This window comes from Streptomyces sp. NBC_00358 (genome assembly GCF_036099295.1).
Classification (GTDB): Bacteria; Actinomycetota; Actinomycetes; order Streptomycetales; family Streptomycetaceae; genus Streptomyces.
Genome location: NZ_CP107976.1, coordinates 9082606 through 9108399 on the forward strand (window position 1 = coordinate 9082606; position 25794 = coordinate 9108399).

The 25794-nt window shown below is 68.7% G+C and carries 22 protein-coding genes and 2 pseudogenes; 17 read left to right on the plus strand and 7 right to left on the minus strand.

Annotation, left to right across the window (positions count from 1 at the left end):
- Positions 1-208: 208 nt before the first annotated feature.
- Positions 209-637: a pantetheine-phosphate adenylyltransferase gene (gene coaD, locus OHT01_RS39035; protein ID WP_328557847.1), complete on the minus strand. Its 429-nt coding sequence runs from the start codon at positions 635-637 to the stop codon at positions 209-211.
- 143 nt (positions 638-780) lie between these two features.
- Positions 781-1002, minus strand: a complete 222-nt coding sequence (locus tag OHT01_RS39040) for a hypothetical protein (protein ID WP_328557848.1) — start codon at positions 1000-1002, stop codon at positions 781-783.
- Positions 1003-1025: 23 nt separating this feature from the next.
- On the opposite strand from OHT01_RS39040, the gene OHT01_RS39045 reads away from it, so the two are divergent.
- The 3 genes from OHT01_RS39045 to OHT01_RS39055 are packed head-to-tail and all read left to right on the plus strand — an operon-like array spanning position 1026 to position 2215.
- Positions 1026-1334 (plus strand): HNH/endonuclease VII fold putative polymorphic toxin, encoded by a 309-nt coding sequence (locus OHT01_RS39045; RefSeq protein ID WP_328557849.1) that lies wholly within the window; start codon positions 1026-1028, stop codon positions 1332-1334.
- On the plus strand, positions 1324-1821 hold the full coding sequence (locus OHT01_RS39050) for an Imm50 family immunity protein (protein WP_328557850.1): 498 nt from the start codon (positions 1324-1326) through the stop codon (positions 1819-1821). Before OHT01_RS39045 ends, OHT01_RS39050 begins: the two co-directional genes overlap by 11 nt.
- Positions 1811-2215 carry an Imm50 family immunity protein gene (locus OHT01_RS39055; protein ID WP_328557851.1) on the plus strand — a complete coding sequence of 135 codons (405 nt, stop codon included), beginning with the start codon at positions 1811-1813 and terminating at the stop codon, positions 2213-2215. Before OHT01_RS39050 ends, OHT01_RS39055 begins: the two co-directional genes overlap by 11 nt.
- 163 nt (positions 2216-2378) lie before the next feature.
- Here OHT01_RS39055 and OHT01_RS39060 read toward each other — a convergent pair.
- Positions 2379-2711: pseudogene (locus OHT01_RS39060) on the minus strand (DUF4291 family protein); the annotation flags it as partial.
- 241 nt (positions 2712-2952) lie between these two features.
- Here OHT01_RS39060 and OHT01_RS39065 point away from each other — a divergent pair.
- Positions 2953-3546 (plus strand): DUF4291 domain-containing protein, encoded by a 594-nt coding sequence (locus tag OHT01_RS39065; protein WP_328557852.1) that lies wholly within the window; start codon positions 2953-2955, stop codon positions 3544-3546.
- Between the two features lie 581 nt (positions 3547-4127).
- Here the strand turns inward: OHT01_RS39065 and OHT01_RS39070 are convergent.
- Positions 4128-4820 carry a VOC family protein gene (locus tag OHT01_RS39070; protein WP_328557853.1) on the minus strand — a complete coding sequence of 231 codons (693 nt, stop codon included), beginning with the start codon at positions 4818-4820 and terminating at the stop codon, positions 4128-4130.
- A 254-nt stretch (positions 4821-5074) separates the two neighbouring features.
- On the opposite strand from OHT01_RS39070, the gene OHT01_RS39075 reads away from it, so the two are divergent.
- The 4 genes from OHT01_RS39075 (at position 5075) to OHT01_RS39090 (ending at position 7675) form a co-directional block, all read left to right on the plus strand.
- A complete protein-coding gene (locus tag OHT01_RS39075; protein WP_328557854.1) occupies positions 5075-5908 on the plus strand; it encodes a PIG-L family deacetylase in 834 nt (277 codons plus the stop codon).
- A gap of 253 nt (positions 5909-6161) precedes the next feature.
- Positions 6162-6503, plus strand: a complete 342-nt coding sequence (locus tag OHT01_RS39080) for an ArsR/SmtB family transcription factor (RefSeq protein WP_328557855.1) — start codon at positions 6162-6164, stop codon at positions 6501-6503.
- Between the two features lie 3 nt (positions 6504-6506).
- Positions 6507-7013 carry an SRPBCC family protein gene (locus OHT01_RS39085; protein WP_328557856.1) on the plus strand — a complete coding sequence of 169 codons (507 nt, stop codon included), beginning with the start codon at positions 6507-6509 and terminating at the stop codon, positions 7011-7013.
- Positions 7013-7675: a dihydrofolate reductase family protein gene (locus tag OHT01_RS39090; RefSeq protein WP_328557857.1), complete on the plus strand. Its 663-nt coding sequence runs from the start codon at positions 7013-7015 to the stop codon at positions 7673-7675. Before OHT01_RS39085 ends, OHT01_RS39090 begins: the two co-directional genes overlap by 1 nt.
- A 233-nt stretch (positions 7676-7908) precedes the next feature.
- On the opposite strand, the gene OHT01_RS39095 is transcribed toward OHT01_RS39090, so the two are convergent.
- On the minus strand, positions 7909-10044 hold the full coding sequence (locus tag OHT01_RS39095) for a glycoside hydrolase family 6 protein (protein WP_328557858.1): 2136 nt from the start codon (positions 10042-10044) through the stop codon (positions 7909-7911).
- A gap of 860 nt (positions 10045-10904) precedes the next feature.
- Between OHT01_RS39095 and OHT01_RS39100 the strand changes: the two genes are divergently transcribed.
- The 3 genes from OHT01_RS39100 to OHT01_RS39110 all read left to right on the plus strand — a co-directional run bounded on the left by OHT01_RS39100 (position 10905) and on the right by OHT01_RS39110 (position 15638).
- Positions 10905-12728, plus strand: a complete 1824-nt coding sequence (locus OHT01_RS39100; protein ID WP_328557859.1) for a cellulase family glycosylhydrolase — start codon at positions 10905-10907, stop codon at positions 12726-12728.
- A gap of 386 nt (positions 12729-13114) precedes the next feature.
- Positions 13115-14842, plus strand: a complete 1728-nt coding sequence (locus OHT01_RS39105; RefSeq protein ID WP_328557860.1) for a long-chain fatty acid--CoA ligase — start codon at positions 13115-13117, stop codon at positions 14840-14842.
- A gap of 376 nt (positions 14843-15218) precedes the next feature.
- On the plus strand, positions 15219-15638 hold the full coding sequence (locus OHT01_RS39110; RefSeq protein ID WP_328555801.1) for a transglycosylase SLT domain-containing protein: 420 nt from the start codon (positions 15219-15221) through the stop codon (positions 15636-15638).
- Between the two features lie 134 nt (positions 15639-15772).
- Here OHT01_RS39110 and OHT01_RS39115 read toward each other — a convergent pair whose 3' ends face one another.
- Positions 15773-17569: a helix-turn-helix domain-containing protein gene (locus OHT01_RS39115; RefSeq protein ID WP_328557861.1), complete on the minus strand. Its 1797-nt coding sequence runs from the start codon at positions 17567-17569 to the stop codon at positions 15773-15775.
- A gap of 144 nt (positions 17570-17713) precedes the next feature.
- Here OHT01_RS39115 and OHT01_RS39120 point away from each other — a divergent pair, with 144 nt between their 5' ends.
- Together OHT01_RS39120 and OHT01_RS39125 are read left to right on the plus strand one after the other, a co-directional pair.
- The gene (locus tag OHT01_RS39120; RefSeq protein ID WP_328557862.1) at positions 17714-19105 is read left to right on the plus strand and encodes an MFS transporter; all 1392 of its coding nucleotides are present in this window, start codon (positions 17714-17716) and stop codon (positions 19103-19105) included.
- Positions 19106-19325: 220 nt separating this feature from the next.
- The gene (locus OHT01_RS39125) at positions 19326-20972 is read left to right on the plus strand and encodes a tannase/feruloyl esterase family alpha/beta hydrolase (protein WP_328557863.1); all 1647 of its coding nucleotides are present in this window, start codon (positions 19326-19328) and stop codon (positions 20970-20972) included.
- A gap of 497 nt (positions 20973-21469) precedes the next feature.
- Here OHT01_RS39125 and OHT01_RS39130 read toward each other — a convergent pair whose 3' ends face one another.
- Positions 21470-22360, minus strand: a complete 891-nt coding sequence (locus OHT01_RS39130) for a helix-turn-helix transcriptional regulator (protein ID WP_328557864.1) — start codon at positions 22358-22360, stop codon at positions 21470-21472.
- A 216-nt stretch (positions 22361-22576) separates the two neighbouring features.
- Here OHT01_RS39130 and OHT01_RS39135 point away from each other — a divergent pair, with 216 nt between their 5' ends.
- The 4 genes and pseudogenes from OHT01_RS39135 to OHT01_RS39150 all read left to right on the plus strand — a co-directional run bounded on the left by OHT01_RS39135 (position 22577) and on the right by OHT01_RS39150 (position 25793).
- Positions 22577-22750, plus strand: a complete 174-nt coding sequence (locus OHT01_RS39135; RefSeq protein ID WP_328557865.1) for a hypothetical protein — start codon at positions 22577-22579, stop codon at positions 22748-22750.
- A gap of 27 nt (positions 22751-22777) precedes the next feature.
- Positions 22778-23008, plus strand: a pseudogene (locus tag OHT01_RS39140) (cupin domain-containing protein); the annotation flags it as partial.
- 366 nt (positions 23009-23374) lie between these two features.
- A complete protein-coding gene (locus OHT01_RS39145; RefSeq protein ID WP_328557866.1) occupies positions 23375-24211 on the plus strand; it encodes an alpha/beta fold hydrolase in 837 nt (278 codons plus the stop codon).
- Positions 24212-24644: 433 nt separating this feature from the next.
- Positions 24645-25793 carry a lactonase family protein gene (locus OHT01_RS39150; RefSeq protein WP_328557867.1) on the plus strand — a complete coding sequence of 383 codons (1149 nt, stop codon included), beginning with the start codon at positions 24645-24647 and terminating at the stop codon, positions 25791-25793.
- Position 25794 lies beyond the last annotated feature (1 nt).

A 25794-nucleotide genomic window follows, 5' to 3' on the forward strand; every position in this document is an offset into this window, starting at 1 on the left:
TACGCGGCGGACGAGATCGACGAGACGCGACGCCGGTCCGGCCGACGTGGCCGGCCGATCCCCCTGAACATGATGAGCCGCGGAGGTCCGCAAGAGACCGTGCACCGCGCGTGACCACATCGACCTTGGGGCTGGTCCGTCTCACCGCACAAGACGCGCCCAGGGAGCCCTCGTTGCTGCCGCTGCTGCTGGAAGGGGCTCGCTCAACTCATGACTCGGGGACACGGTCCTGTTGACCCGTCGCGGTGACGAGGGTGGAGGAGATGTGGGCCAGAGCGGGGTCCGCAGCGATGAAGAACGTTTCGACTCCGGCCAGTTCGTGGTTCATGCGGGCCATCGGCATTTCGTAGTCCAGGTCGTGAGCGTTGCGGACTCCGCGGATGACGACGTCGATTCCGCCTCGGCGGCAGTAGTCGACCAGCAGGCCGCCGGTGTGGGAGTCGACCGTGACGTTGCTCAGGTCGGTCGCCGCAGCGCGGAGCCGGTCCAGCCGTTCGGCGATGGGGAAGCGGCCGGTCTTGTTCGAATTGAACATCACGCAGACGACGACCTCGTCGAAGAGGAGGGCGGCGCGCCGGAGTACGTCCTGGTGCCCTTGAGTGACCGGGTCGAAGGATCCTGGGAAGAGGGCTCGCATGATCGGAGAGAGTAACAAGCGGCGGCTCCCGGTGGTGAAGCGTCAGGGCAGCCAAACCGTCAAGATCAAGCGTGACAAGGGGCACGTCTACTGAGCTTGAATGCGTGATGTCGGCCAGTCGTCCATGATCAGCCCGGTTGCCGTCATCCCGCCTGGGATCGAGCCGGTGCGGTCCGTAGACGGGTGACCTGGGCGCCGTTGCGGGCCCGGATAGCCCGGCGCTCCCCGGCTTCGGCGAGCACCGCGGCTCTGGCCTTCTCTCCGGCGTCGAACGCCGCCGGAGAGAAGCGGTTGCTGGCTCTGACGTGCCGTTCCCAGTCGTCCTGCCAGAACTCCACCGCCCAGCCTATCTGTCGGGCGCACATTCGACGAACAGAAGGCCCGCGCGTTGCGGGACGCCGGAATTCCCGAAGGCGCCGTACCCGTCGAAGTCGACAACTTCGTCCCAGCCACGACGCCGGAATGGCAGGGCGCCAAGCAGTTGATGGGCGAGGACCACCAGCCCGTCTACTACACGGAGGAGGTCTATGAGCATCCGAACGGGGAGGACCTTATAGTTTTCCAGGACCACTGGTTCGGCCATCAGAAACCAGGAGAACCCGGCTACCAGCCCTCGCATGTCCATGTGAGGCCGTTCGAGGACACGCGCAACGGGCAGGTCCCGGGCTGCGAGGAGCACTATTACTATGACCGTTGAGAGATTTCTGGTTGAGCCGGAGCCGCTGCGGTCACTTTATGGCCGCGTCCCGGACCTGATCGGCATTCGGATCCGATCGGTCAACCTGAACCGGCGGGGTCCAGCGGTGACACTACGGGTCGACCTGCCATCCTTTCCCGAAATGGCCCCTCAGGAATGGATCGACGCGGGCCTGGACACGGTGCAGTGCCAATTCCAGTTCACGGCGGTGGAGAGAATTTCCCTCATCGATTGGGCACCACCGGTCTTCGGTACTATCGAGACGCGTCCGTTGGGGACAGAACGACGTATGCGCGTGACTGCCGGGGGCGGAGGACTGTCGCTGAACTTCACCTGCAGCGATTCCGTGCGCGTCGCCCACGTGAGCGCGTTCAGGATCACGGAGAGCGGATCCGATGACGGCGTCCATCTGTTCAAGAGCAAGCTCGACGCCCGACGGCACAGCTCTCTTCCTGGTACCGAGGACAGGACGTTCTATGAGCGCTGACTGGTCGCATCTCCTCGCATCCCCCGAATACTTGGGGGGCCTGTACGACGGCACCCCGCCTCCGGCCGGCTCATGCGATCCCTTCTACGTGCACATCGACGAACGCGGGACCTCGGTGACCTTGGGGTTCGACACGCGGATCCTGCCGGTGAACATCCCCGCGGAGTGGCACGAGCAGGGGTTCAACGCCTTCGAGTTCCACCTCGTCTTTGAAGGAGTGGAAAAGCTCCGGGTCACTGGCTGGGATGCCGCTGCCGCCGGAAACATCGGTATGACCGCCCGTGAGGGGGTCTTCGAGGTCGTCCTCGGATCGGCCGAGTCGGGGATCGCCTTCCGTGCTTCCACGGCTCGATTGGCCAGGGCCCGCGCGTACCTCGCCTCGGGCAGCATCTGACCTGAGCGCACTCGGCCACGGCGGGGCCCGACGCAAAGTCGATGGGAGCAGACCTGCGGCTCTGGCGGCGGCCGGGACCGGGGCCAAGGGGATTCCTGTCGCATGAGCCTCCAGCAGAGCCCTCAGGCCGTCAAACGCCCAAGTTGGTCCAAGGTCAGCGGGTACCGGCGAGGCCGAGCTGGAGCGAGCGGTACGGCAAGGGCCGCAGACACAGGTCCCGCTCGGGGTCCCACTGCATGTGCGCGGGCGCCCGCCACAACTCCCTCTTCGTGGTGGCTTGGTTCTCGTGCGGCGAGCGCAAGTAGTGCGACAGGCACGCGTTCCGCAACGCCCACTCGAAGTCGGCACGGCTGATCTCGACGGCCAGAACGGTCTCCTGGCCCTCCTTCGTGCCCCAGCCGCAGCGATACGTCATCCACAGAAAGCTCGGCTTGATCCATGTCAAGCCGCGCTCACAGACCTTTCGTGGGTCGGCACCCCACGGCTTGGGCCTCACTCGGCACCGCGAGAGGAAACGGCGGATTTCTTCCGGCCACGCTGCCTCGCCTCCTCGACGCCGACCCGACGATTCAGATCAGGGCCATCAGCGAACTGGAGCCGGTAAGCCATCAGAACAGCTTCTACGACTTGGCCCGCACGGGCGACTGCCTGCCGCCCGCGGCCGGCGTGCTCCGTCGCGTTGCGCAACGGTCGAAAATCGGTGGTCAACGGAGTCGGCCGAGCCCACGCTGTACGCCATGGAAGAACCACTCCGCGGGATCCGCGCGCTCCACACGGCGTCCACGATCACCGTCTACCAGGCGTACCGCCCTGAGATCGGACTGCCCGCCGTCCGAGACGGCCGTTTCCCCGACGCGTGGAAGCCTGGCCGCATGACGTGGATCAAACCCAGTTTCATGTGGATGATGTACCGCTCCGGCTGGGGCACGAAGGAGGGTCAGGAGACCGTCCTCGCCGTCGAGATCACTCGCGACGGCTTCGACTGGGCGCTGCGCCGTGCCTGCCTGTCGAGTTATGTTCGCGGACTGCATCCCGATCGCGGCACCTGGCAGCGTGACCTCAAGCGCGCACCGGCCCGTGTTCAGTGGGATCCCGAACGCGATCTGCACCTGCGTCCCCTGCCGCACCGCTCGCTGCAACTGGGGCTCTCGGGTGAGGCATCGTCGCGTTACGCGGACGAGTGGATCGTGGCCATCAGCGACGTGACCCCGCTCGCCAACGAGATCCACGCACTCGTCAGGGACGGTGAACTGGACTCAGCTGCCCGACTGCTCCCCCAGGAACAGGAGTACCCGGCCAATGCAGAACTCCTGGCCCACCTGTGTCCCTGACCGGCAATCCGGGCACAGCCGCTGATATCACCCACGGGGTCCGTGGCGGCAAGGGTCTGTGAACGCTGCTTGATGATCCACTCGGACCGTCCCCGCTTCCACAACGTCCAGGTAACACCCAGACACGACAGCCGCCCCAGGTCGAACACCAGGACGCGGTGATCGCGGGCCACCGCACGCATGATGCCGAATCCGGCGGCAGTTCGTACGGTGGCGGCCCCGGACGGGTGCGCCCTGGCGGGACCTACCACTCAGGGACGTTGAGTGGGAAACCGTGCGGACAAGGCTCACGGGTCCCGGGCCAACCGCGCCCGTCTGCGCGGACGCGGCATACGCTGCACCATCCCCGAGAAGGCCGATCAGACCGTAACAGCAGGAAACGCGGCATCCGGGGCGGCCGACCGCTCAAGTTCGACAAGGCCGACCACCGCGAACGCCAGGCAGTGGAGTGCGGGATCGATCGCCTCAAGAGGCGCCGGGCCGTCGCGACTCGATACGAGAAACCTGCCGTCCGCTACGAGGCCACCGTGACGGTCACAGCCATCAACGAATGGTTGTGACCAGGACGTTCAAAGCACGGTCTATCCGTCACGCCCCTGCCAGGTGGTCACGCAGGCCTCGTTGCCCTCGATGTCAGCCAGTACCCAGAACGCTGGTGCTCGGACGGCGGACACCAGTCGGCCGCCGGCGGCCAGCGCGGCACCGATCCGCCGGGGTGCCTCGTCGTGGGGGACGCAGATGTCGAGGTGGATGCGATTGCGTTCCGAGCGCGCCTGGTCCATCTTCTGGAACCAGATCGCCGGGCCCTGTCCGACCGGGTCGATGAGCGGATCCGTAGGACCGTCGGCTCCCGCCTCGTCGGCGTAACCCAGCACTGCCTTCCAGAACGGCCGGATCGCCGCAGCATCGAGTGAGTCGATCGCGATCTCCAGGAGTTGGACCGACCGTGGTGCTTCCGCACTGATCTCAGGCTCCGTACGCGACCCGGCCTCGTGCACAACACCGGAGATCCGATGCGCGAGAGCAATATCGCGAGTGGTCACCGCGGCATGCTCCAGCGACTGAAGCGTGAGTACCACCCGCCCAGGGCGGACATCGACGCGCAGGTGCTGATCGGCGGAGTCACCGCACGCCGCCACCGCGCTCGCCGCCATCTCGACTCCCTCGGCCAGTGATCCGACCGGGACCGACGTTCGTATCGTGCCGAGCAGGAAGCGCCATCCCACGTCGCTGACCGCGTCCGAGGCTTCCCGCCGACTCAGCGTCTGCTCCATGACGGCATCCTCGCAGCCCGACCGTCCGCGCAGTGTCAGTCGAACATTTGAAGCAGGCCCTGGAAGGTCGAGTGGCCGCGCCGGGAACAGCCGACCCGGCCGGCACGGTTGCATCGACCGGGGGACCGGCGCCACACGGGCGGGGAACACGGAGACCACGAGGTCGTCCGCCCCACCAGGATCCGGACCCCGGGATCGCGGTACGCCCGCCGCGCGCTCGGACCAAGACGTTCTTCTGCAGGAGGATTTGTTCCATGACTGACCGGCCCTTGACGCTTATGGCAGTACACGCCCACCCCGACGACGAGGCCACCGGAACCGGAGGGGTCCTCGCGCAGTACGCGGCGGAGGGCATTCGCACGGTTCTCGTTACCTGTACGGACGGCGGTTGCGGTGACGGACCGGGGGGCGTCAAGCCGGGCGATCCCGGGCACGATCCGGCGGCGGTCGCCTTGATGCGCCGCCAGGAACTCGAGGCGAGTTGTGAGGTCCTGAAGATCAGCGATCTGGAGATGCTGGACTACGCCGACTCCGGGATGGCGGGCTGGCCGAGCAACGACGCCCCCGGATCCTTCTGGGGGACCCCTGTGCGGGAAGGCGCGGCCCGACTCGCCGAACTCATGCGGCACTACCGACCTGATGTGGTCGTCACCTACGACGAGAACGGCTTCTACGGCCATCCCGACCACATCCAGGCCCACCGCATCACGATGGCGGCGCTGGAGATGACCGGGCTGGCGCCGAAGGTGTACTGGACCACGATGCCCCGCTCGATGATGCAGCGGTTCGGCGAGATCATGCGCGAGTTCCACGAGGACATGCCGGAGCCGGATCCTGCCGAGGCCGCAGCGCTGGCCGAGATCGGTCTCCCCGACGATGAGATCACCACGTGGGTGGACGCCACCGCGTTCAGCGGTCAGAAGTTCGACGCGTTGGCCGCGCACGCCAGTCAGGGCGAGAACATCTTCTTCCTCAAGATGGGCAAGGAGAGGTTCGGCGAGTTGATGGGCATGGAGACCTTCGTACGGGTCCAGGACACCACCGGCGCGCCCGTACCCGAGAACGACCTCTTCGCCGGACTGCGCTGATCCGTCCGCCCGGGCACCAGACAGGCCGGGAAGGCCCCTCGACCGCACGACGCGGTCGAGGGGGTCACGCGCTCGGCGCCTTGTCCACGCGAGTTCCGCTCCGGCGGCTCGCGCCCAGGGACTCGCCCACGGCGCCGACGCGTGCCCGCGCTGCCGAGACCCGGCACCGTGCTCGTCGCCGAACCACCTGGCGGATCGCGCCGCGGCTGAACTACGGCTTGATGTATTCCGATATAGGAATATGATGGCTGCCATGGCACGAGCAGCGACGACGTCGGACGCGTTCAACGCGATAGCCGAGCCGCAGCGCCGGGACATCCTGGCGCTGCTGCGGACGGGTGAGCGGCCGGTGACCGAGCTGGCCCAGGAGCTGGGGATGAGCCAGCCGGGGGCGTCCAAGCACCTGCGGGTGCTCCGCGAGGTGGGGCTGGTGCGGGTCCGCGGGGCGGGCAAGCAGCGCCTCTACGCCCTGGACGCCCGCGGACTGCGGCCGGTCCACGAGTGGGTCGGCGGATTCGAGCAGTTCTGGAACGAGACCTTCGACCGGCTGGACACCTACGTGCAGGACCTCAAGCAGTCACGGCAGGAGGAATGACCGATGGCAGGGGCAAGGCAGGAAACGCGGGCGGAACCGGCGGCGGCCGACAGGGAGATCGTGATCTCCCGGGTCGTCGACGCCCCGCGGGAGCTGGTGTTCGAGGCGTTCACCGAGGTCCGGCATCTGTCGCGGTGGTGGGGTCCGGAGGGGTTCACCACCACCACGCGGTCCTTCGAGTTCCGCGAGGGCGGGGAATGGGACTTCGTGCTGCACGGGCCGGACGGGACCGACTACTCCGAGTGGATTCGCTGGCTGCGGATCGTTCCGCCGGAGCGGATCGAGCTGCTGCACGGTGAGCGCCGCGACGACCCGAACGCCTTCGCGTCGGTCCTGACCTTCGCGCCGGACGGCGCGGCGACCCGGATCGTGATGCACACGGTGTTCCCCACCAAGGAACTGCGCGACGAGGCGGTCGAGAAGTACCACGCGATCGAGGGCGGCCGGCAGACCCTGAGCAGCCTGGCGGACTACGTCACCGACCTCGCGCGGAAGGGGGCGGAGGGCTGATGGCCGGGAAGGTGTTCTTCAGCGTGTCGATGTCGCTGGACGGCTTCATCGCGCCCGAGCCCGTCGACGGCGAGCTCTTCGCGCCCGGCAGGCAGGACGACCCGGACGTCCGGCGCTGGATGGCGCAGTGGACGGAGCTCCAGCAGTGGGTGTTCCCGCTGCGGTTCTTCCGGGAGAACCTGAAGCTGGGCGAGGGCGGCGAGGAGGGCCGCGACAACGACGTCGCGCGGGAGACGTTCGAGCGCACCGGCGCGAGCGTCATGGGCAAGCGGATGTTCGACCTCGGCGAGCAGTCATGGCCGGAGGAGGCGCCCTTCCACACCCCGGTCTTCGTCGTGACGCACACCAGGCGTGACCCGTGGGAGCGGTCCGGCGGCACCACGTTCCACTTCGTGGACGACGGCATCGAGCACGCCCTCGACCAGGCCCGCAAGGCCGCCGGCGACCGGGACGTCCGCATCGCCGGCGGCGGCGCGACGATCCTGGAGTACCTGAACGCCGGGCTGGTCGACGAGTTCTCGATCACGCTGTCACCGGTGCTCTTCGGCGCCGGTACCCGCCTGTTCGACGGCGTGGACGCGTCCAGGGTCGCGCTGGAGCCGGTCCGTTCGGAGCCGTCGTCGCGGGTGACGCACCTGACCTACGCCGTGCACCCGCGGTAGCCGCGCCACCACTCGACCCCGGCGCCCCGGGCATCCGTGGCCCACGCGCTTGAATCAACGGAGCGCGAGGGGGCCGGTGGCATGGATGCTCTTGAAGTGCGCTGCCCGCGACGATTCGTACCGCTCCGGCTCACAGCGATGACGTGGGAGCAGCGGCTGCCGCACCCACGTCGACGTCGACAGGGCGGGGGACCGGAGCGTACCCGCCCCGGTCCCACGATCGTTCGCCCGCTCTACGGCTCGGTGCCCCAGACGAGGGAGCCCGCCACGTACACGGTCACCTTCACCGAATCGGCGTACGAGGTGTTGGTGCCGCGGCTGTAGTCGTCGGACTCGTCGAAGTTCGACCAGTCCGACTTGGCCATGCGCAACTGGAGGTCACCGCTGGAGGCTCCGGGAGCCAGGGAACCCGCGCTGAAGCCCACCTCCAGGTAGTGGTCCGCGCCTGGGCGGGCCTGGGGGAGGGAGCTCGTCGAGGTCTTCACCGTCGAGCAGCCGAGCTGTGCCCAGTCGCAGAAGGTCTGGTATCCGGCGGAGGAGGACTCCCCGGTGAACCAGTAGCGGATGGTCACCTTGGTCAGGTCCACGGCGGCGGAACCGCTGTTGACCAGTTGGAGGCCGGGCTTGACCTGGTTGTCACCGGTCGAAGAGTCGTTGTTCTTGTACTGCGCCTTCAGACCGGACGTGCCGCCTCCGCCGGATGCCTTGGTGGTGGCGGACACGGCCGTGGACGGCGCCGAGGCGTTGCCGGCCGCGTCCTTGGCGCTGACGGTGTACTTGTAGGTCGTGGAGGCGGAGAGCCCCTTGTCCGTGTACGACGTCGAGGTGGCGCCGGCGACCTTGGTGCCGTCGCGGTAGACGTCGTACCCGGTGACCGCGGTGTCGTCGGTGGACGCGTTCCAGGTCAGGGCGACGCTGTCACTCGCCGTGGAAGAGACCGTGAGGCCGCTGGGAACGGTGGGTGCCTGTGTGTCGCTGCCGCCTCCACCGCCGCCCGATCCGCTCAACGGCGGGTTGGCGTTGGCGAGCAACTGGCGGAACTGGGCGGAGAACCAGTGGCCGGCGAGAGGTGAATTGGCCAGAGCGCCGGTGGGGTTGTTGCCGTTCCGGGCGTTACCCGTGTACGTGGGATCACACATCCGGTCGAAACCCTTGCCCTCGTCGTTGTCGACGAGCTGACTCGCTCCGTCCGACTCGCCCGGGGGTTTGGCCCACACGTAGGCGTCGATGCCGGTGTCGGGCGCGGTGGCCGGGCGCTCACCGAGACCGGCGCCGCTCTGGTTGCACCAGTTGCCTGCGTGGATGCGCCGGTCGATGCGGCCACCGTCCACGTACGCGTCGACGCTCGTGGTCGGTCCGGGACCGGTCGGCCGTGCGGAACCGCCCCAGCCGTTGCGCGAGGTGTCGATGAGCATGCCGATGCCGGCGTCGAAGCCCTGCCCGACAAGGGCGGTACGCAGCCCCTGCGCGTACGACGTCTCGTCGTCGTACTGGTTCCAGTCGATCCATTTGGACTGGCGCACCGTCTGGCCATTCACGGTGTCCGTCACCTTGACGTACGGCTCCTTGGTGGCCGAGTAGTTGGCGGTGTTGACGATGAAGCCGGTCACGTCGTTGACCGTGGCGCCGTTGCTGGTCGCGGCCTTCTTGAACTCCTGGGCCGACGGGGTGAGGTTGCTGTCCCAGCCGAGCCAGCCGTGGTGGCCCGCGTCGATGTAGTTGTAGGTGTTGGCCAGACTGCCGAGCTTGTGCAGGGCGTATCCCACGCCCTGTTCGTAGTTGCCGTTCGCCTTCATCGTGGCGCACTGCGTGGTGGAGCCGGCGGTGCCTCCGGCGTTGGTGACGAGGTTGGGAAGCGAGTCGGGCTCGACGAGGTTGACGATCCGCAGGCTCGCGTACGCCGGGTCGGCGAGGATCGCGGCAATCGGGTCGATGTAGTCGCTCTCGTACTTGGCCAGGTCGTCCGGGCCCAGTTCGCCGTTGGAGGCGAGTGCCGCGCAGTCCCGGCCCGGAAGGTCGTAGATGACGAGCTGGACGAGGTTCGCACCCTGGGCCTTGGCCGCGTCGAGGTGTGCCTTCAGACCACGCGCGTCGGAGGTGCCCTGGATCGCGGCGATGCGGTCGAGCCAGACGAAGGTCGGCTGGTCCGAGATGGCCGAACCACCGGGCTCGGCCGCGGCCTTGGCCGACCAGTCGGGGTTCACGTAAGCCTTGGCGCCGACGTAGGGGTTGTCGAGTTTGGCGGCGGCTGTCGCGGTCGACGGAACGGTTGCGAGGGACAGGGCTCCGATGAGGGCGCCGACGGTCAGAACGGCGGTCCGCTTCGCGCCGGTTCGACGCGAGGAGGGGCCGGGTTCACGGGAAGGCATCGGTTATCTCCTGGGTGCAGTGGGCAATTGCGGTCGGCCCGGCGGTTCACCGGCGTGCGGACGTCGTCCCGCGTCCCGGACGCGCCGGACATGCGGAACTTGCCGGGCGTGCCGGTCGGGAAGCCATGGGACGGGCGGTGCATGCGGGCATGGCGAAGGTGCGATCGCGATGTCGTGCGGGGGCTGAGCGGATGGACTGCCGGGCATCACTACGCGACGACCCGTCCGGGCGTGAGCCCGGCGATGGGGTCGTAGCGCACCGGCGGTGCCCGATCGTGGAGAGCACGGAGAGCACGGAGAGCACGGAGAGCACGGAGAGCACGGAGAGCACGGAGAGCGGCGGTGGGGGCGGTGGGGGGACAGGGACCTGTGAAGAACGTGGGAGCGCTCCCAAAGGTGCGACGCGGAACCCTGTATGTCAACACCCGTGCAGATAATGCATTTCTGACGGACCGTCATGTCATCCGGCCTTGGCGCAGGTCGCCACCGGCGTGCGCGGGTTCGTGCCATGTCGGGCCGCGTCCGCTCGCGTCAGGAGCCCTCGTGGCACGAGCGGCATTCGAAGGTCATTCGGAAGTCGCGGGACGCGCCTCGACGCCTCGATCGCGAGTGGTATGGCCGAAACGGTGCACCCGCCATGGCCGGGAACACCTCGAACGGATCCTGGTGCTGCGCGGGGTATTGACGTGGACACGCATAGTAGCTTCCATGTGCGCAGTCCGGCCTCGATGAGCCGGGCCCTCGGGAGCGGGACCTCCCGGCGGCCCGTGGGAGCCGTCCTGCCGGATGCCCGTCCGCCTGGTCGATGGGAGCCGTGCGCCCAAAAATGGGAGCGCTCCCACCACTGAAAGGACCTCCCCATGCGTCACCCACCCGCACGGCGCCTGAGGCGTGCCCTGGTCGCGCTCCTCACCGCGGCCGTCGCCACTCTGGTGCAGTTCACCGTGGCAGCGCCCGTGCAGGCGGCCGCCGTCACCGGGTCCCCGTCGGTCGCGGCAGCGGCCTCGGGCGCCGGGTACTGGCACACCGCCGGCCGCCAGATCCTGGACGCGCAGAACCAGCCCGTACGCATGGCCGGGATCAACTGGTTCGGATTCGAGACCGCCAACTACGTCACGCACGGGCTCTGGTCACGCGACTACAAGTCGATGATCGACCAGATGAAGACCCTGGGCTACAACACCATCCGCCTGCCCTACAGCGACGACATCTTCAAGGGCACCCAGCCCAACGGCATCACGTACGCCAACGGCCTGAACGCCGATCTGCAGGGCCTCGACTCGTTGCACGTGATGGACAAGATCGTCGACTATGCGGGATCGATCGGTCTCAAGGTCGTACTCGACCGTCATCGCCCCGACAGCTCGGCCCAGTCGGCGCTCTGGTACACGTCGGCGGTCCCGGAGACGACCTGGATCTCCGACCTGAAGGCGCTGGTGGCGCGCTACAACGGCAACACCGCGGTGATCGGTATCGATCTGCACAACGAGCCGCACGACCCGGCCTGTTGGGGATGCGGCGACACGAGCATCGACTGGCGGCTCGCGGCCGAGCGGGGCGGGAACGCGGTCCTGTCCGTCAACCCCAGCCTGCTGATCTTCGTGGAAGGCGTGCAGACGGTGAACGGCCAGAGCGACTGGTGGGGAGGCAACCTCGCCGGGGTCGCCACCGCCCCGGTGCGTCTGAGTGTCGCCAACCGGGTCGTCTACTCGGCTCACGACTATGCCACCAGTGTCGCGCAGCAACCGTGGTTCAGCGATCCTTCGTTCCCGTCCAACATGCCGGCCATCTGGGACAAGAACTGGGGCTACATCTTCAAACAGAACATCGCTCCGGTGTGGCTCGGTGAATTCGGCACCACGTTGCAGTCGACGGTCGACCAGAAGTGGCTCGCGGCCCTCGTCGACTACCTGCGCCCCACGGCGACATACGGGGGTGACAGCTTCAACTGGACCTTCTGGTCGTGGAATCCGAACTCCGGTGACACCGGTGGCATCCTCAAGGACGACTGGCAGACCGTGGACACGGTCAAGGACGGCTACCTCGCCACCATCAAGGCACCGGGTTTCTCCGGAGGCGGGGGTGGGGGAGGAGGTGACACCACGGCACCCTCGACACCGACCGGGCTGGCGGTGACCGGCACGACCTCCTCCAGTGTCTCGCTGTCGTGGAGCGCCTCCACCGACGACAGCGGGGTCGCCGGTTACGACGTCTACCGCGGTACGGCCAAGACCGGGCAGGTCACCGGCACGACGTTCACCGACACCGGTCTCACCGCGGGCACCCGCTACGACTACACCGTGCGGGCCCGCGACACGGCCGGCAACACCTCTGCCGCCTCCGCGTCGGTCAGCGCGACGACGGCAGGTTCCGGGGGCGGTTCCACCGGGTGCACGGCCACCTACAAGGTGAGCAGCGACTGGGGCAGCGGCTTCAACGCCGACATCACGGTCACCAACACCGGTTCCGCGACCACCAAGTCGTGGCAGGTCACGTGGGACTGGCCGGGCAGTCAGACCGTCAGCAGCATGTGGAACGCCTCCTACAGCCAGACCGGCAAGACGGTGACCGCGCGCAACGCCGACCACAACGGCGCCATCGCGCCTGGCGCTTCGGCCGGCTTCGGCTTCGGCGCGGCACCTGGCGGCGCAGGTGTACCGGTCCTGAACTGCAGCGCGGGCTAACGACGTTCCACGGATCGCCGAGTCTGTCCGAGAAGTACCGGAACACCATTCCTGTCGGAGCGGGCAACAGCCCTGCTCGGCACCGGATGCGACGCCGCGGGTGGCGTGCTCGCGCCCGCCAGGCAGGAAGGGTGCTCCGGACCCGGCGGGGCGACGGACACGCATTCCGCCGACGGCGCCGATGGTCTGACTTCCCTTCAGGTCTCCCGGGACCGGTGCGGAGTGGAGAGAACCGCCGCCGAAGGGGGCCGATGAGTGGAAGGTTCTCACCTCTTCTCGCTCCGGAGTCGCACCTAGGGTGACGTGCGGCACGTACCCGAGGCCGGGTCGAGAAGACACATGAACCTGTTCCCCGGTGCGGACCCGCTGACCGAAAGGGAAGACCCATGTCTGATCAGTCCCGCGTCGCGATCGTCACCGGAGCCGCTGGGGTCGACCGGCCAGATTCTGCCCGCCCCGACGAGCTCCCGGAGCCGGTGACGGCCGGGGCCGTCGACGTCCTGGACGGGCTGATGCAGCCACGGCCGCTCACCATCGCACACATCCTGGAGCGCGCCGAGAGACTTCATGCGCACAAGCACGTCACGACTGCCGGTGCCGGGCGGCTCACCTATGCCGAAGTGGCCGACCACACCAGGCGCCTGGCCACAGCCCTGGACTCCCTCGGCGTCCCGACCGGCGCCCGTGTCGCGACGTTCGCCGGCAACAACCGACGCCACCTCGAACTCTCTCTAGCGGTGCCGGCCACCAAGCGGGTGCTGCACACGATCAACGTCCGGCTCTCCTCGGAGCACCTCGAATACATCGTCAACCACGCCGAGGACGACGTGGTGTTCGTCGATCGCGGGCTGCTCCCTCGGATCTGGCCGAGCGCCGACCGGATGCCACGCGTGCGGCACTGGGTGGTGATGCCCGACGGCAGCGACGCGGCGATCCCGGCGGACCCCCGCCTTCTGGACCACGACGAGGTGATCTCCAGGGCCGATCCGTTCACGGGCTCGTTCGAGGACACGTTCGCACCCGCGGATGAGAACCTGGCCTCGGGACTGTGCTACACCTCCGGGACGACCGGACCGCCCAAGGGCGTGCTCTACAGCCACCGGTCGACGGTTCTGCACTGCCTGGGGACGCTCGCGGCCGGCCTCATCGGCCTCAGCGAGAGCGACGTCGTCATGCCGATCGTTCCCCTGTTCCACGCCAACGCCTGGGGTCTTCCCTACGGCGCGATGATGGCGGGCGCCTCCTTGGTTCTCCCCGGCAACTCGAACGATCCGGCCCATCTGCTGCAGTTGATGGAGACCGAGCGGGTGACGGTCGCCGGTGCCGTCCCCACGGTGTGGAAGAGCCTGGCACCCGAGTTGCGGGCTCACGATCTGAGCGCCACGCGGCTACTGCTCGGTGGCGGCTCGGCCGTTTCCCCGGCGTTGTCCGAGTCCTACCGCGCCGCGATCGGCGTACCCATCACCCATTCCTGGGGGATGACGGAGGTCAGCCCCGTCGGAGCCGTCGGCGGCACGCGCACCCGGCACCGGACAGCGACCACGGAGCAGCAGGTGGCCGTGCGGGCCGCCCAGGGCCAGCCCATGCCGCTGGTGAACCTGCGGATCGTCGATGTCGAGACGGGCCGGGAGCTGCCGCGCGACGGCAACGCCGTCGGTGAGCTGCAGGTGGCGGGCCCCTGGGTGGCGGGTGGCTACTTCCGTGCGGACGGGAAGGACAGCTTCACCGACGACGGCTGGCTGCGCACCGGCGACCTGGCCACCGTCGACGCCGACGGCTATCTGCGGCTCGTGGACCGGATCAAGGACCTGATCAAGTCCGGGGGTGAGTGGATCTCCTCGATCGAGCTGGAGGCCGTCATCGCCTCACACCCCGACGTCGTCGAAGTCGCCGTGATCGCCCGCCCGGATCCGCGGTGGGCGGAGCGCCCCGTCGCGTACGTCGTCCTGTGCGACGACAGCGTCACCACGGCCGAAGGGCTCCTGCGGCACATCACGCCGATGGTCGCCAAGTGGTGGCTGCCCGACGAATTCATCTTCATGACCGCACTGCCCAGGACGGGTACCGGCAAGCTGTCGAAGAGCGCCCTGCGGAACTCGGTGCGTACGACCTGAGGCACGCTCCGTCACATGCGACGCTCCCGCCCCGTGACCGGGGCCACGCGGAGCACGGTCCGATCGGTGAAGCGCCCCACATGACCCCCGTCACCTACTAAGAAGGCCAGTAGCGGCGAAGGGGGCATATCCGGGCGCACTCACCACCTCTGACCTGGGGTTTGAGAGCCGCATCACATGACGGACTTTCTCCCCGGATGCGACCACCACTAGTAAATGGGGTCATTGCGGACGGGCTCCGATCCTGTTTGTCTGGAGCAGTCGCCAGGCGCCACGAGCCCTCACGGGCCGCGGCGCCGACGTACGCCGCTCCTTCCACACACCACGTGGTCACGGCGCACGAGCGACTCCATGTCCCCGAAGAAACAGGTTCTCCGTGTCCGTCTCCGTCATCCGCCGCATCGTCTCCTCCCCGAAGAAGGCCCTCGCCACTACCGCCGTGGCCGCCGCCACCGCCGGTATGGTCCTGGTCGCGGCGCCCGCCCAGGCCGCCACGCCCACCGCCGCCTCCTCCGCGAAGTCGATCGCCCACGCGATGATCCCGGACGCCTCGCAGTTCAACGCCTTCAGCAAGATCGTCGATCACGAGAGCGGCTGGAACATCAGCGCCACGAACTCCTCGTCCGGCGCGTACGGCCTGGTCCAGGCCCTGCCCGGTTCGAAGATGGCCTCCGCCGGCTCCGACTGGAAGACCAACCCCAAGACCCAGATCAAGTGGGGCCTGGACTACATGAACTCCCGCTACGGCAGCCCGGCCGGCGCCTGGAACTTCTGGCAGGCCAACGGCTGGTACTGATCAGCCCGAGCCCCACAGCACACACAAGGCGGCACCCCGTACCCCGGGGCTGCCGCCTTCGTCGTACCCGGACACGAGCACGAACGCCGGTCGTGGACAGCGCACGAGAAGCCGGACACGCACCTCGCGGTGGCTCATGACGGGGTGGTCGCGATCGTCCTGAGCTGGTGCAGCCGGAGGCCGAGCTGCAGTTGCAGGTCGTTCTCCTGGCGCCAGTCGAGGCCGAGCACGAGGTCGGCACGGTCCAGTCGCTTGAGCAGCGTGTTGACGTGTATGTACAACGCCCTGGCGGTCGCCGCCACGTTGGCGCGGTGGACGTAGTAGGCGCCGAGGGTGTCCACGAGGTCGGTGCCACGCCGCTCGTCGTAGTCGAGGAGCGGGCCGATGGAGTCGACGATGAAACGGTCGAGCTCACGGACCCGTTCGGTGTCGAAGATCAGGGCGTAGAGGGCGTAGCGGCCCGTGGTGGCGCCGAGGTCGCTGTGCCCGATCGCCCGCATGACGGCGCCGCAGCGGCTGGCCAGGGAGAAGGCGCGTGACCAGTCGCGATGGGCCACCCGTTCTCCGATGACGGCGACGGGACCGCCCAGCGTGCGACGCAGCCGACGGTGGACCTCCTCGACGGTGCGGTCGTCGTCGGCGCTCGGGACGATCATCGTGGCCCTGCCCAGATGTTCGCCGGCCAGTCCGCGGCACTCCCGGGCGATGTCGTGCAGGTGGCGCGAGACGTCGGTCGACGACAACGTGGGGGACTCCGCCACGAGGACGAGGTCCAGCCGATCGGCGTCGATGCCGCGCGCCCGGGTGCGGGCGCGCTGGGCGGCACTGATCCCGGGGCTGCCGACCATGAGCTCGGTCAGGAGCTCTCCGCTCGATCGCTCACCCGCCTCGGCGACGGCCCGCTCCTTGAGGATGAGCAGTCCCAGGATGTGTGTGGCCCGTTCGAGGGTCCGCACGTCCGTGTCGTTCGGGGCTCCGCTCCCGGCGGCTGCCTCCCGGCTCCACGCCAGTGCGCCGAGACAGCTGTCACCTGCCCGGATCGAGGCGACGCTGCGGGCGACTCCGAGGTCGTCGACCGAGGTCGAGCATCGGCCCGAGCGGTGTGCGTTCTCGACGGCATCGGTCAGTCCGGTGTCGGTCGGGGTCCGGCACGGGCTCGACACCGAGTCCCGGCGAACGACAGCGGCGCCGGACCTGTCGAGGAGGGTGACGCTTCCGCCCAGTTGATCCGCGAGGAGCTGCGTGACGTCGTCCGGTGTCCCGCCCTCCAGCACAACTCCGGTCAGGGCCTCGTGGATCGCTTGCGCTCGCTCCACGACGGCCATGTGTTCCTCGATCTTCCGGTACGCGATCCGCAGTTCGTGCAGGGCGGTGCGGCTCGCCTCGTAGAGGCGGGCGTTGTCGAGGGCGACCGCTGCGTGGTCGGCGAATGCGCGCAGCAGCGCGATCTCGTCGCTCTGGAAGGCTCGTTCGGAACGGTCCGCGGCGAACAGGGCGCCCACCGCTTCACCGCGGATGACCAGTGGCACGCCGAGAAGTGCGACGAGTCCTTCGGCGGTGACCAGGCGGTCGAAATCCGGATCGTGGTCGATGACGGTCGTGGCGGCGTAGTCGTGCACCCAGTGCGGGCTCCGGGAGGCCAGGACCTTGCCACCGAGCCCCACGTCGGCCGGTATGCACGCCGCGAGGAAAGGGGCGGAGATCGTTCCCTCCGACGCCCTGACCGACAGCTTGAAGTCCGCGTCGACCAGCGAGAGATACGTGAAGTCCGTGCGGATCAGATCGTGGGCGTGATGGACGATCGACTGCAACACCTCGTCGAGCTCGCCCAGCGCGGTCAGCGACTTGGCGGTCGTATACAACGACGCCAGTTCGCGCTGTCGGCGCGCGAGCGAGCGCAACCGCGCCCCGCCTCCGAGGTCGCTGACCACAGTGCCATTCCTCCTCGGCATCAGGTGGGGAAAAGCCCCACCGAATCGACGCGAGGTGTGGGTGATGCACACCTCAACCACACAGCAACGGCGCCTTAATGTAACCGCCATCACCCCCCTGCGCTATGGACGAAGGCGGCATCTATGGCAACTCCGCTCGCCCAACCCGAAGGACGGTCCGGCAGTCACCCGGGCGCCGACCCCTCCACGACCCGGAGCCGATCCTCGCGCAAGCTGATGGCCGCGGGACTCGTCGCGAGTGCGCTCGAGTGGTACGACTTCTTCCTCTACGGCACCGCGGCCGCGCTGGTCTTCCCCCATGTGTTCTTTCCGCACTCCTCGGCTCTGATGGGGACCCTCCTCGCCTTCAGCACGTTCTGGGCAGGCTTCGTGGCCCGTCCCATCGGCGGGGTACTCGCCGGACACCTCGGCGACACCTACGGACGCAAGCCGGTCGTCGTCACCTGCCTGGCGGTCATGGGGGCTGCGACCTTCCTGATCGGCTGCCTTCCCAGCGCGGGGACCGTCGGTGTGCTGGCTCCGACGCTGCTGGTCGTTCTGCGCTTCGTACAGGGGCTCGCGGCCGGCGGCCAGTGGGGCGGCATCATGCTCCTGCTCACCGAGTCCGCCGGCCCCAAACGGCGAGGTTTCGCCGGAACATTCGGCCAGACCAGCGTCCCCGTCGCGGTGATCGTCTCGAACCTGATCTTCGTGGCCGCCAGCGGCCTGATGCCGGACGACGCCTTCCTCAGCTGGGGCTGGCGCATCCCCTTCCTGGTCAGCGTCGTGATGTTCGTGGTGGTCCTCTACATCCAGGCCAAGATCGAGGACACCCCGGAGTTCCGCGCGCTGCAGCGCGAGGTGTCGCGGCCGGAGAGCGCGGTCGTCCCGGCTCCGCTGGCCCACGTCGTACGCAACAAGTGGCGAACCATCCTTCTCGGCTGCGGACTCCTCTCGGCGACCAACAGCCTCTTCTACGTCAGCATCTCCGGGCTCCTCAGCTACGGCACCCACACGCTGGGACTCGAACGCAACCCCCTGCTCGCGGTCGTGCTGGTCAGTTCCGTGGCGATGCTCTTCGTCCTGCCCTGGTCCGGCCACCTGTCGGACAAGGTGGGCCGTCGGCCGCTGATCCTGGTCGGTGGTCTGGGTGTCGCCGTCTGGGCCTTCCCGTACTTCCGGCTCGTCGGCACCGCTTCACTGCCGCTGATCTTCCTCGCGGTGACGGTGGGCTTCGTCTTCCAGTGCCTCACCTACGGCCCCATAGCGAGCTTCCTCGGCGAGCTCTTCGCACCCGGCGTCCGCTACTCGGGCGCGTCCCTTGCCTACCAGCTCTCCGCGATCATCGTCAGCGGCGGCACGCCGTTCCTCATGACAGCACTGATCGCCAAGACCGGGAGCACCATGCCGGTCGCCGCCTACATCACGGTCATGGGGCTGATCACCACCGCCAGCGCGTGGTTCCTGCCCGAGACGAACCCCGCCGAGGTCCGTGACGATCCGCACGCCATCCCGGGCACGCACCTCTACCGCTGAGATGTCCGGCGCCGAGCGGGTCCCCGGCCGGCCCGGCTGCGAGCCGGAGACCGGGCCGTCCGCACCGCGCAGCCCCCGGGACCGCTCCAGAGCCGGCACGAGTTCGAGGCGGCCGGGGAAAATGCGGTCCTCCATGCCTTCGAGATCCGGGAAAGAGGCCAACGTGAGCAGAACATCGGCAAGGGGCACAAGGATTCGTCGGCTCACCGTGCCGACGGCCATGGTTCTGCTCGCAGGCGTCGTCCGACTCCTCGGGGCCGAACCCACGGCCGCGCCGACCTCGACCGACGTCCGCGCCTCGGTCGAGGCCGGCTACGCGACGACGGTGCCGCAGTGCGCCGGGCTGGACCGGATGCCGATCCCGGCATCGGTGATGAGCCTGCCGACAACCGGCGGTCGCGTGGAGGCGGTCTCGGTCATGACCGGTCGCGTGAGTGGCGAAACGGTCAAGTACTGCCAGGTCGACGCCGACATCTTTCCCGTCGATCCGTCCGCGCCGCCCATCAAGATGCGTGTCGACCTGCCGTACGACTGGAATCGTAAGGCGATGATGTTCGGTGGCGGCGGCTACAACGGAACCATTCCCGACCTCGCGCAGAACGTGCCGTTCGGCCCGACGGACCAGCCGGTGCCCCTGGCCCGGCGCTATGCGACCTTCGCCGGCGACTCCGGCCACCAGCAGAACCCGGTCGCCCCGCCGTCACTCGACGGGTCGTTCGGCGTCAACGACGAGGCCCTCGACAACTTCGCCGCCGGTGACGCACTCAAGAAGACCCGCGACGCGAGCCTGTTCCTCATCCGGCACGCCTACGGGACGCGCCCCGCCGAGGTCTACTTCTCGGGAGGCTCGACAGGCGGTCGTGAAGCCCTCGTCGTCGCCCAGCGGTGGCCGACGGCGTTCGACGGCGTGATCTCGGCCTTTCCCGCCTGGAACAATCTCAGCGAGGGCCTGGACCTGGGGTACCTGGCGCAGGTGTTGTCCCGCCCCGGCGCCTTCCCCGGACCGGCGAAGCAGACACTCCTCTACGACGGGGTCATCGCCGCGTGTGACGCTCTGGACGGTGTCGAGGACCATGTCATCTCGAACCCGGACGGCTGCCACTTCGACCCTCATGTGCTGCGCTGCCAGGGTGGCGCCGACACCGGTCCGACCTGTCTGTCGGATCCCCAGATCAGGGCCGTGGTCGCCATGTCCTCCCCGTTCAGGTGGCCTTACCGGATCGCCAGCGGCGAGACCGCGTACCCGGGCTTCCCGTTCCTCTCCGGGGCCGACATGAGAACCCCGTTCCTCGGATTCGGCACAACCGCGCCGGCCGATCCCATGCCGGTGACGAGCGGCTACGGGTTGCAGTACTGGGAGCAGTGGGTCAAGTACTTCCTGACACGGGACCCGCACCACAACTCCTTGGACGTGGACCCCCGGCATCCCGGAAAGTGGCTCGACCGGATCAGCCACCTGTCCACGATCCAGGATCGCAACGACGCGGATCTGCGCCCGTTCGCCAACGCGGGCGGCAAGCTGATCCTGCTCCACGGTGCCGCGGACGAGCTGGTCTCCTCCAGGTCGACGAGCGACTACTACGGACGGGTCCGCGACCTGCTGGGCTCGCGGGCGACCCGCGGATTCATGCGGTACTACGTCGTGCCCGGGGCGAACCACGCGAACTTCGGCACGCCGACGTTCGCCGCCGGCTGGGACTCGCTCTCCGCGCTCGAACGCTGGGCCGAGAACGGACACGCGCCCACGAATCCGATCGTGGCCGACGTCCTCCACAACCGCACTCGACCCCTGTGCGAATATCCGGACTGGCCGGACTACCGATCGGGCGATCCGGACAGCGCGTCGAGCTTCGCCTGCGTACGCTGACGGGGCCGGCCGCCGGATCGCGGGCTGGCGCCGCCAGGGTGGGGCGGCCCGCCTCGACCGGGCCGACGAACCCCCCGGTGGAGCCGACCGCGTAAGTGCCGTAGCGCCGTAGTGCCGTAGTCAAAAGCGGTCCCGTGTGCGGCAGTTGGCCTGGGGGACCGGTGGTCATGGCCGCATAAAGTCTCATCTCCCGTGCAACCGATCGTCCGTGCCGAGGCACTGATCAGGTGGGTCAACAGACTCCACGATCACGCGGGCCCCTGTGATGACGAGCCGTCAGACGACCGCCGGGGCCCCTTTCCCGACTTGGGGAGCGCATGCGGATACGTACCACCGCGGCCGCCGTCTCCGGCGCCCTGGCCCTCTCCGCTCTCGCCGTGCCGGGCGTCGATGCCGTGGGCTCCGCCGACCACCGCACGGACGTCGCCAAGGTGCAGGAGACCGCTCGCGCGGCCTTGGGCAAGACCCGTGGGAGCCGTGGGACAGCTCCCGTCGGGTCACCCGTTCTGCTGGGAGGGTGCCGGCTCGGCGGTGTGGGGGGCGGTCATGTCGAGCAGGAGCATGGCGTCGTGGTCGGGGGTGCCGGGTTCGGCGGTGTAGACGCCGAGGCGGTGGCCGGGGGTGCCCTCAAGTGCCATGCCCTGGAAGGCGAGGGTGATCCTGCCGACCTGGGGGTGCTGGAAGGTCTTCGAGGTGACCTTGCGGCCCGTGACTTCGTAGCGCTCCCACAGCCCGGCGAAGGACGGACTCTTCAGGAGCAGCTCGCCGACGAGCTGGGTGAGGTCGGGGGCGTCCGGATCCGTTCCGGCAAGGGCACGCAGACGGGCGACACAGTGCCGGATCTGGTTGTCCCAGTCGGGGAAGACCTCGCGGGCGGCGGGATGGAGGAAGAGGTAGCGGCCGAGGTTGCGCTGAGTGGCCGGCCATTCCTCGATACCCGCGTACAGGGCGAGGCCGCCGGGGTTGTGGGCGAGGACGTCCATGCTGCGGCTGACGACGTAGGCCGGGCTCGGCCGCATGGTTTCCAGCGACAGCCTCACGTGAGGGCGCACGGCGCGGCTCGGCGCAGGGGTGGCCCGGGGTGCGTAGCGTGCGGCGCGGACGACCAGGTCACGCAGGTGCTGGTGCTCGGCGTCGTCGAGTTGCAGGGCCCGGGCGAGAGCGTCGATCACCGCCGGGCTGGGGCGGGTCTCCTTCCCGCGTTCCATGCGGGTGTAGTAGTCGATGCTGACCCCGGCGAGCGTGGCCAGTTCCTCGCGGCGCAGCCCCGGGGTGCGACGCACGCCGGGGCCGGGGGTCAGCCCGGCTGCCTGGGGGCTGGTCTGGGTGCGGCGGGCGCGCAGGAAGCGTGCCAGCTCGTCGCCGCTGCTGTGCTGCTCGGGTGCCATGCAGCCAGTGTCTCTCGGCCGCCGCTGGGACATACGTGCCGAGAGGGGCCCTGTCACACCCCCGCTGGTCACCCCCTGGAACATCCCGGCCGGCCTGCGGCGGCCGCGAAAGGGCAGGGTTGATGGTGTCGCAGCGTGTCCGAGCGCCCGCCGCCCCGTAATCCCGGATGGCCTGGCCCCGCTCCGACGGCGTGCCCCGGTGACCGGCCACCGCCGGTGGAAGCGAAGGAGATCGTGTACCGGGCCGTGCCGTACGTGGGGATGGCCTGGGTCTTCGACTTCCCGCACGCCACACACGCGGTCGTCACCGACCGGGGCATCGAACTGACCCTGGAAGTTCGGTCCGCCACCGGCCCGGACACCCGCGTCGAGCGGGGACGCGCGGCGTAGAAGCGGATCGTCGGGCCTGCTGCCGTTGGTATCGCCCTGATCGGCACCCGCGACGGAACCGTCAACGAGGCCCACCCCGGAGAGACGGTCAGCTGCCCGCCCGGTCAGGAGCACTGGCACGGCGCCACCGGGGACCGGTTCATGCAGCACCTCGCCCTGTGGGACGGCACTGCCCCCGACGACGACCGTCCCGAGACCGCCTGGCTGGAGCACATCACCGACGAGCAGTACAAGAACGGGCGCACCCGCGCCCACTGACACCGACACGCGAAGGGAGACCGGCTCAAGCCCGAGAGGGTGACCGCACAGTTCGGCGGTACCGGCCCGGACTGGGTTACCCGCCAGGTCCTCGTGCCTCAGCAGAAGGGATGGACGTACCGCCGGCCCCGCTGAGAGCCCAGCCCGCAGACCCCCGTGACCCGCTGACGCGGAAGCCCCAGCTCCGCTGGAGGCCGCGGTCGGCGCGGCACTCCATCGTTCGGGGGACCTCTGGCTCGGTCGGCTTCCTCGCGGGTATGTCTTCGCCTATCGCATTCCGGGCGCTCGTCCACGAGCCGGGCCAACGGAAGGGCGGGGCCATGAGCGCCCTTCCGCTGGCCCCCAGGGGACCCGTCGGTCTTACGAATGATCAGTTCCGACCCGCAACAAGGAGGCAGGGCCATCGTGACTGACCGGACAGAGACCGAGATCGTGAAGGATCACGTCGTCGCTGGTGGCCTGCGCACCTACTACGAGGCCCAGGGCGCCGGTGATCCGCTGGTCATGTTGCACGGCGGGTTCGCGACCGTCGACGTCTTCGGCGGTGGGCTCACCCCGCTGATCGCCGAGCGGTTCCGCGTCTACAGCCCAGAGCGGCGTGGACACGGGCGGATGCCGGACGTCGAGGGACCGATCACCTACGAGATCATGGCCGACGACACCATTGCCTTCATCGAGGCGCTGGGCATCGGACCGGCGCACGTGGTGGGCTGGAGCGATGGCGCCAACGTCGGCCTGATTGCCGCCATGCGCCGCCCGGACCTGGTCCGGAAACTGGTGCTGATCGGCACCGCGGCGAACATCAGTGGCGGCCGCCCCTGGGCGCAGGCCATGATGGACAACCTCTCGGTCGATCACCTGCCACCCATGCTCGTCGAGGCGTACGCGGCCCTGTCGCCGGACGGTCGGGACCACTTCCCGGTCGTCTTCGACAAGATCGCTCCCGCGCTGCTCGTGACCGAGGTGAAGCTCAGCGACCTCGCGGCGATCAGCGCGCCGACGCTGATCATGGCCGGGGATGACGACCTCGTGACGGTCGAGCACCTTGAGGCGATGCGCACGACGGTGCCGGACGGACAGCTCGCGATTGTGCCGGGCGCCTCGCACGGCCTCCCGCTGGAGAAACCCGAGCTGGTCAGCCGTCTGATCTTCGATTTTCTGTCGACGGAGCAGGTGGAGAAGTTGATGCCCGGACCGACGTGACCGGCGAGTCGCCTCGCGCCCCGACCGCCTGAGCACTCGGTTGATGATCAGGGTCCGCAGATCTGCGCACGAGGTCAGTGTGCCGGGTCGGCCGCGCAAGCCCGGTGCGGACCGACCGGACGGGTCGTCGGTGTGTCGATGCGTCGATGCCGGAAGGCCTACGGGCACCCGCAGCCATACGGCAGCGATCACCACGCGACCCCGGCAGCGCCGAACCGCAGCACGTCCACGATTTCAGACAAAACGTCACATACCGTGTCGGCGAGGAACAGTGGTGACGCAGGCACGGGACGCCTTCGGCGGAGCGTGCACGCCTCCACGGTCCTCGTCCATGTCGTCTCCGCTCGCGGCCACGGTGCCCGATCTGGCTCGACCAGAGACGCAGGCCTCCAGCGAGACGTCGATCCCGGTCCCTTGTGGAGGCAGAAACATCGTGCAGAAGATCACTCGTCTCGGCGTGGCCGTCGCGACCGCGCTCGCCACAGCAGCCGTATGCACTCCGTCCGTGTCCGCCGCGGCGCGCGGCGGCGACGGGCATGAACGCGGCGGCCACCATGCGGTCTTCGTCCAGACCGACAACCCGGAGGGCAACCAGATCATCGCCTACCGGCGCGCGGAGAACGGGCGGCTGACCCAGGCCGGGACCTACGACACGGACGGTCTCGGAGGCGTGCTGGAGGGATCGGTCGCCGACCACCTCGCTTCACAGGGCTCCCTGACCTACGACCCGCGGCACGCCCTGCTGTACGCCGTCAACGCCGGCAGCGACACCGTCTCCGTGTTCTCGGTGCACGGCGACCACCTGAAGCTGCGGCAGGTCGTCGACTCCGGCGGCCGTTTCCCGGTGAGCGTCGCCGTCCATGACGACGACGTGTACGTACTCAACGCACTGGACGGCGGCTCGATCCAGGGCTACACGATCCGCCACGGACGCCTGGACGAACAGGCCGGACGGAACCGCGCCCTGGGACTCGACCCGAACGCGACGCCCCAGTTCACCAACACCCCGGGCCAGGTGGGCTTCACCGGTGACGGTTCCCAGCTCGTCGTCACCACCAAGGCGAACGGCAGCAACCTTCTGGTCTTCAACCTGAAGCGCTCCGGCGCGCCGGCCCATTCCCCTGTCACCACGAACCTGCCGGGTGCCGTGCCCTTCGCCTTCGTCCCCAACGGCCGCCACGGTCTGTTCCTGGCCGAGGCCGGGACGAACGCCGTCGCGACGTTCACCATCCACCGCGACGGCACCGCATCGCAGGAGGCGTTCGCGGCCACGGGCCAGTCGGCCACCTGCTGGATCGTCGCCGCCCGCAGCCTGCTCTACGCCTCCAACGCGGGCAGCTCGACCCTCAGCGGCTTCCGCGCCTCCGACCACGGCCGTCGGCTGACCCCCCTGGGTAACACGCCCACGAACCCCGGCACCGTCGACGCCGCAACCACTCCGGACGGGCGCTACCTCTACGCCCAGACGGGAGTCAACGGCATCGTCGACGAGTTCGCGGTCAACCACAACGGCTCACTCACCCGCCTCGGCTCCCGGACCGTACCGGGCGGCGTCGGCGGCGAAGGCATCGTCGCCCCCTGAC

Excerpts from the sequence above, each read along its gene's own strand:
- coaD (WP_328557847.1), bottom strand. The coding sequence starts at position 637 with ATGCGAGCCCTCTTCCCAGGATCCTTCGACCCGGTCACTCAAGGGCAC.
- OHT01_RS39040 (WP_328557848.1), bottom strand. The coding sequence starts at position 1,002 with ATGTGCGCCCGACAGATAGGCTGGGCGGTGGAGTTCTGGCAGGACGAC.
- OHT01_RS39050 (WP_328557850.1), top strand. The coding sequence starts at position 1,324 with ATGACCGTTGAGAGATTTCTGGTTGAGCCGGAGCCGCTGCGGTCACTT.
- OHT01_RS39055 (WP_328557851.1), top strand. The coding sequence starts at position 1,811 with ATGAGCGCTGACTGGTCGCATCTCCTCGCATCCCCCGAATACTTGGGG.
- OHT01_RS39065 (WP_328557852.1), top strand. The coding sequence starts at position 2,953 with ATGGAAGAACCACTCCGCGGGATCCGCGCGCTCCACACGGCGTCCACG.
- OHT01_RS39070 (WP_328557853.1), bottom strand. The coding sequence starts at position 4,820 with ATGGAGCAGACGCTGAGTCGGCGGGAAGCCTCGGACGCGGTCAGCGAC.
- OHT01_RS39075 (WP_328557854.1), top strand. The coding sequence starts at position 5,075 with ATGACTGACCGGCCCTTGACGCTTATGGCAGTACACGCCCACCCCGAC.
- OHT01_RS39080 (WP_328557855.1), top strand. The coding sequence starts at position 6,162 with ATGGCACGAGCAGCGACGACGTCGGACGCGTTCAACGCGATAGCCGAG.
- OHT01_RS39085 (WP_328557856.1), top strand. The coding sequence starts at position 6,507 with ATGGCAGGGGCAAGGCAGGAAACGCGGGCGGAACCGGCGGCGGCCGAC.
- OHT01_RS39090 (WP_328557857.1), top strand. The coding sequence starts at position 7,013 with ATGGCCGGGAAGGTGTTCTTCAGCGTGTCGATGTCGCTGGACGGCTTC.
- OHT01_RS39095 (WP_328557858.1), bottom strand. The coding sequence starts at position 10,044 with ATGCCTTCCCGTGAACCCGGCCCCTCCTCGCGTCGAACCGGCGCGAAG.
- OHT01_RS39100 (WP_328557859.1), top strand. The coding sequence starts at position 10,905 with ATGCGTCACCCACCCGCACGGCGCCTGAGGCGTGCCCTGGTCGCGCTC.
- OHT01_RS39105 (WP_328557860.1), top strand. The coding sequence starts at position 13,115 with ATGTCTGATCAGTCCCGCGTCGCGATCGTCACCGGAGCCGCTGGGGTC.
- OHT01_RS39120 (WP_328557862.1), top strand. The coding sequence starts at position 17,714 with ATGGCAACTCCGCTCGCCCAACCCGAAGGACGGTCCGGCAGTCACCCG.
- OHT01_RS39125 (WP_328557863.1), top strand. The coding sequence starts at position 19,326 with ATGGTTCTGCTCGCAGGCGTCGTCCGACTCCTCGGGGCCGAACCCACG.
- OHT01_RS39130 (WP_328557864.1), bottom strand. The coding sequence starts at position 22,360 with ATGGCACCCGAGCAGCACAGCAGCGGCGACGAGCTGGCACGCTTCCTG.
- OHT01_RS39145 (WP_328557866.1), top strand. The coding sequence starts at position 23,375 with ATGATCAGTTCCGACCCGCAACAAGGAGGCAGGGCCATCGTGACTGAC.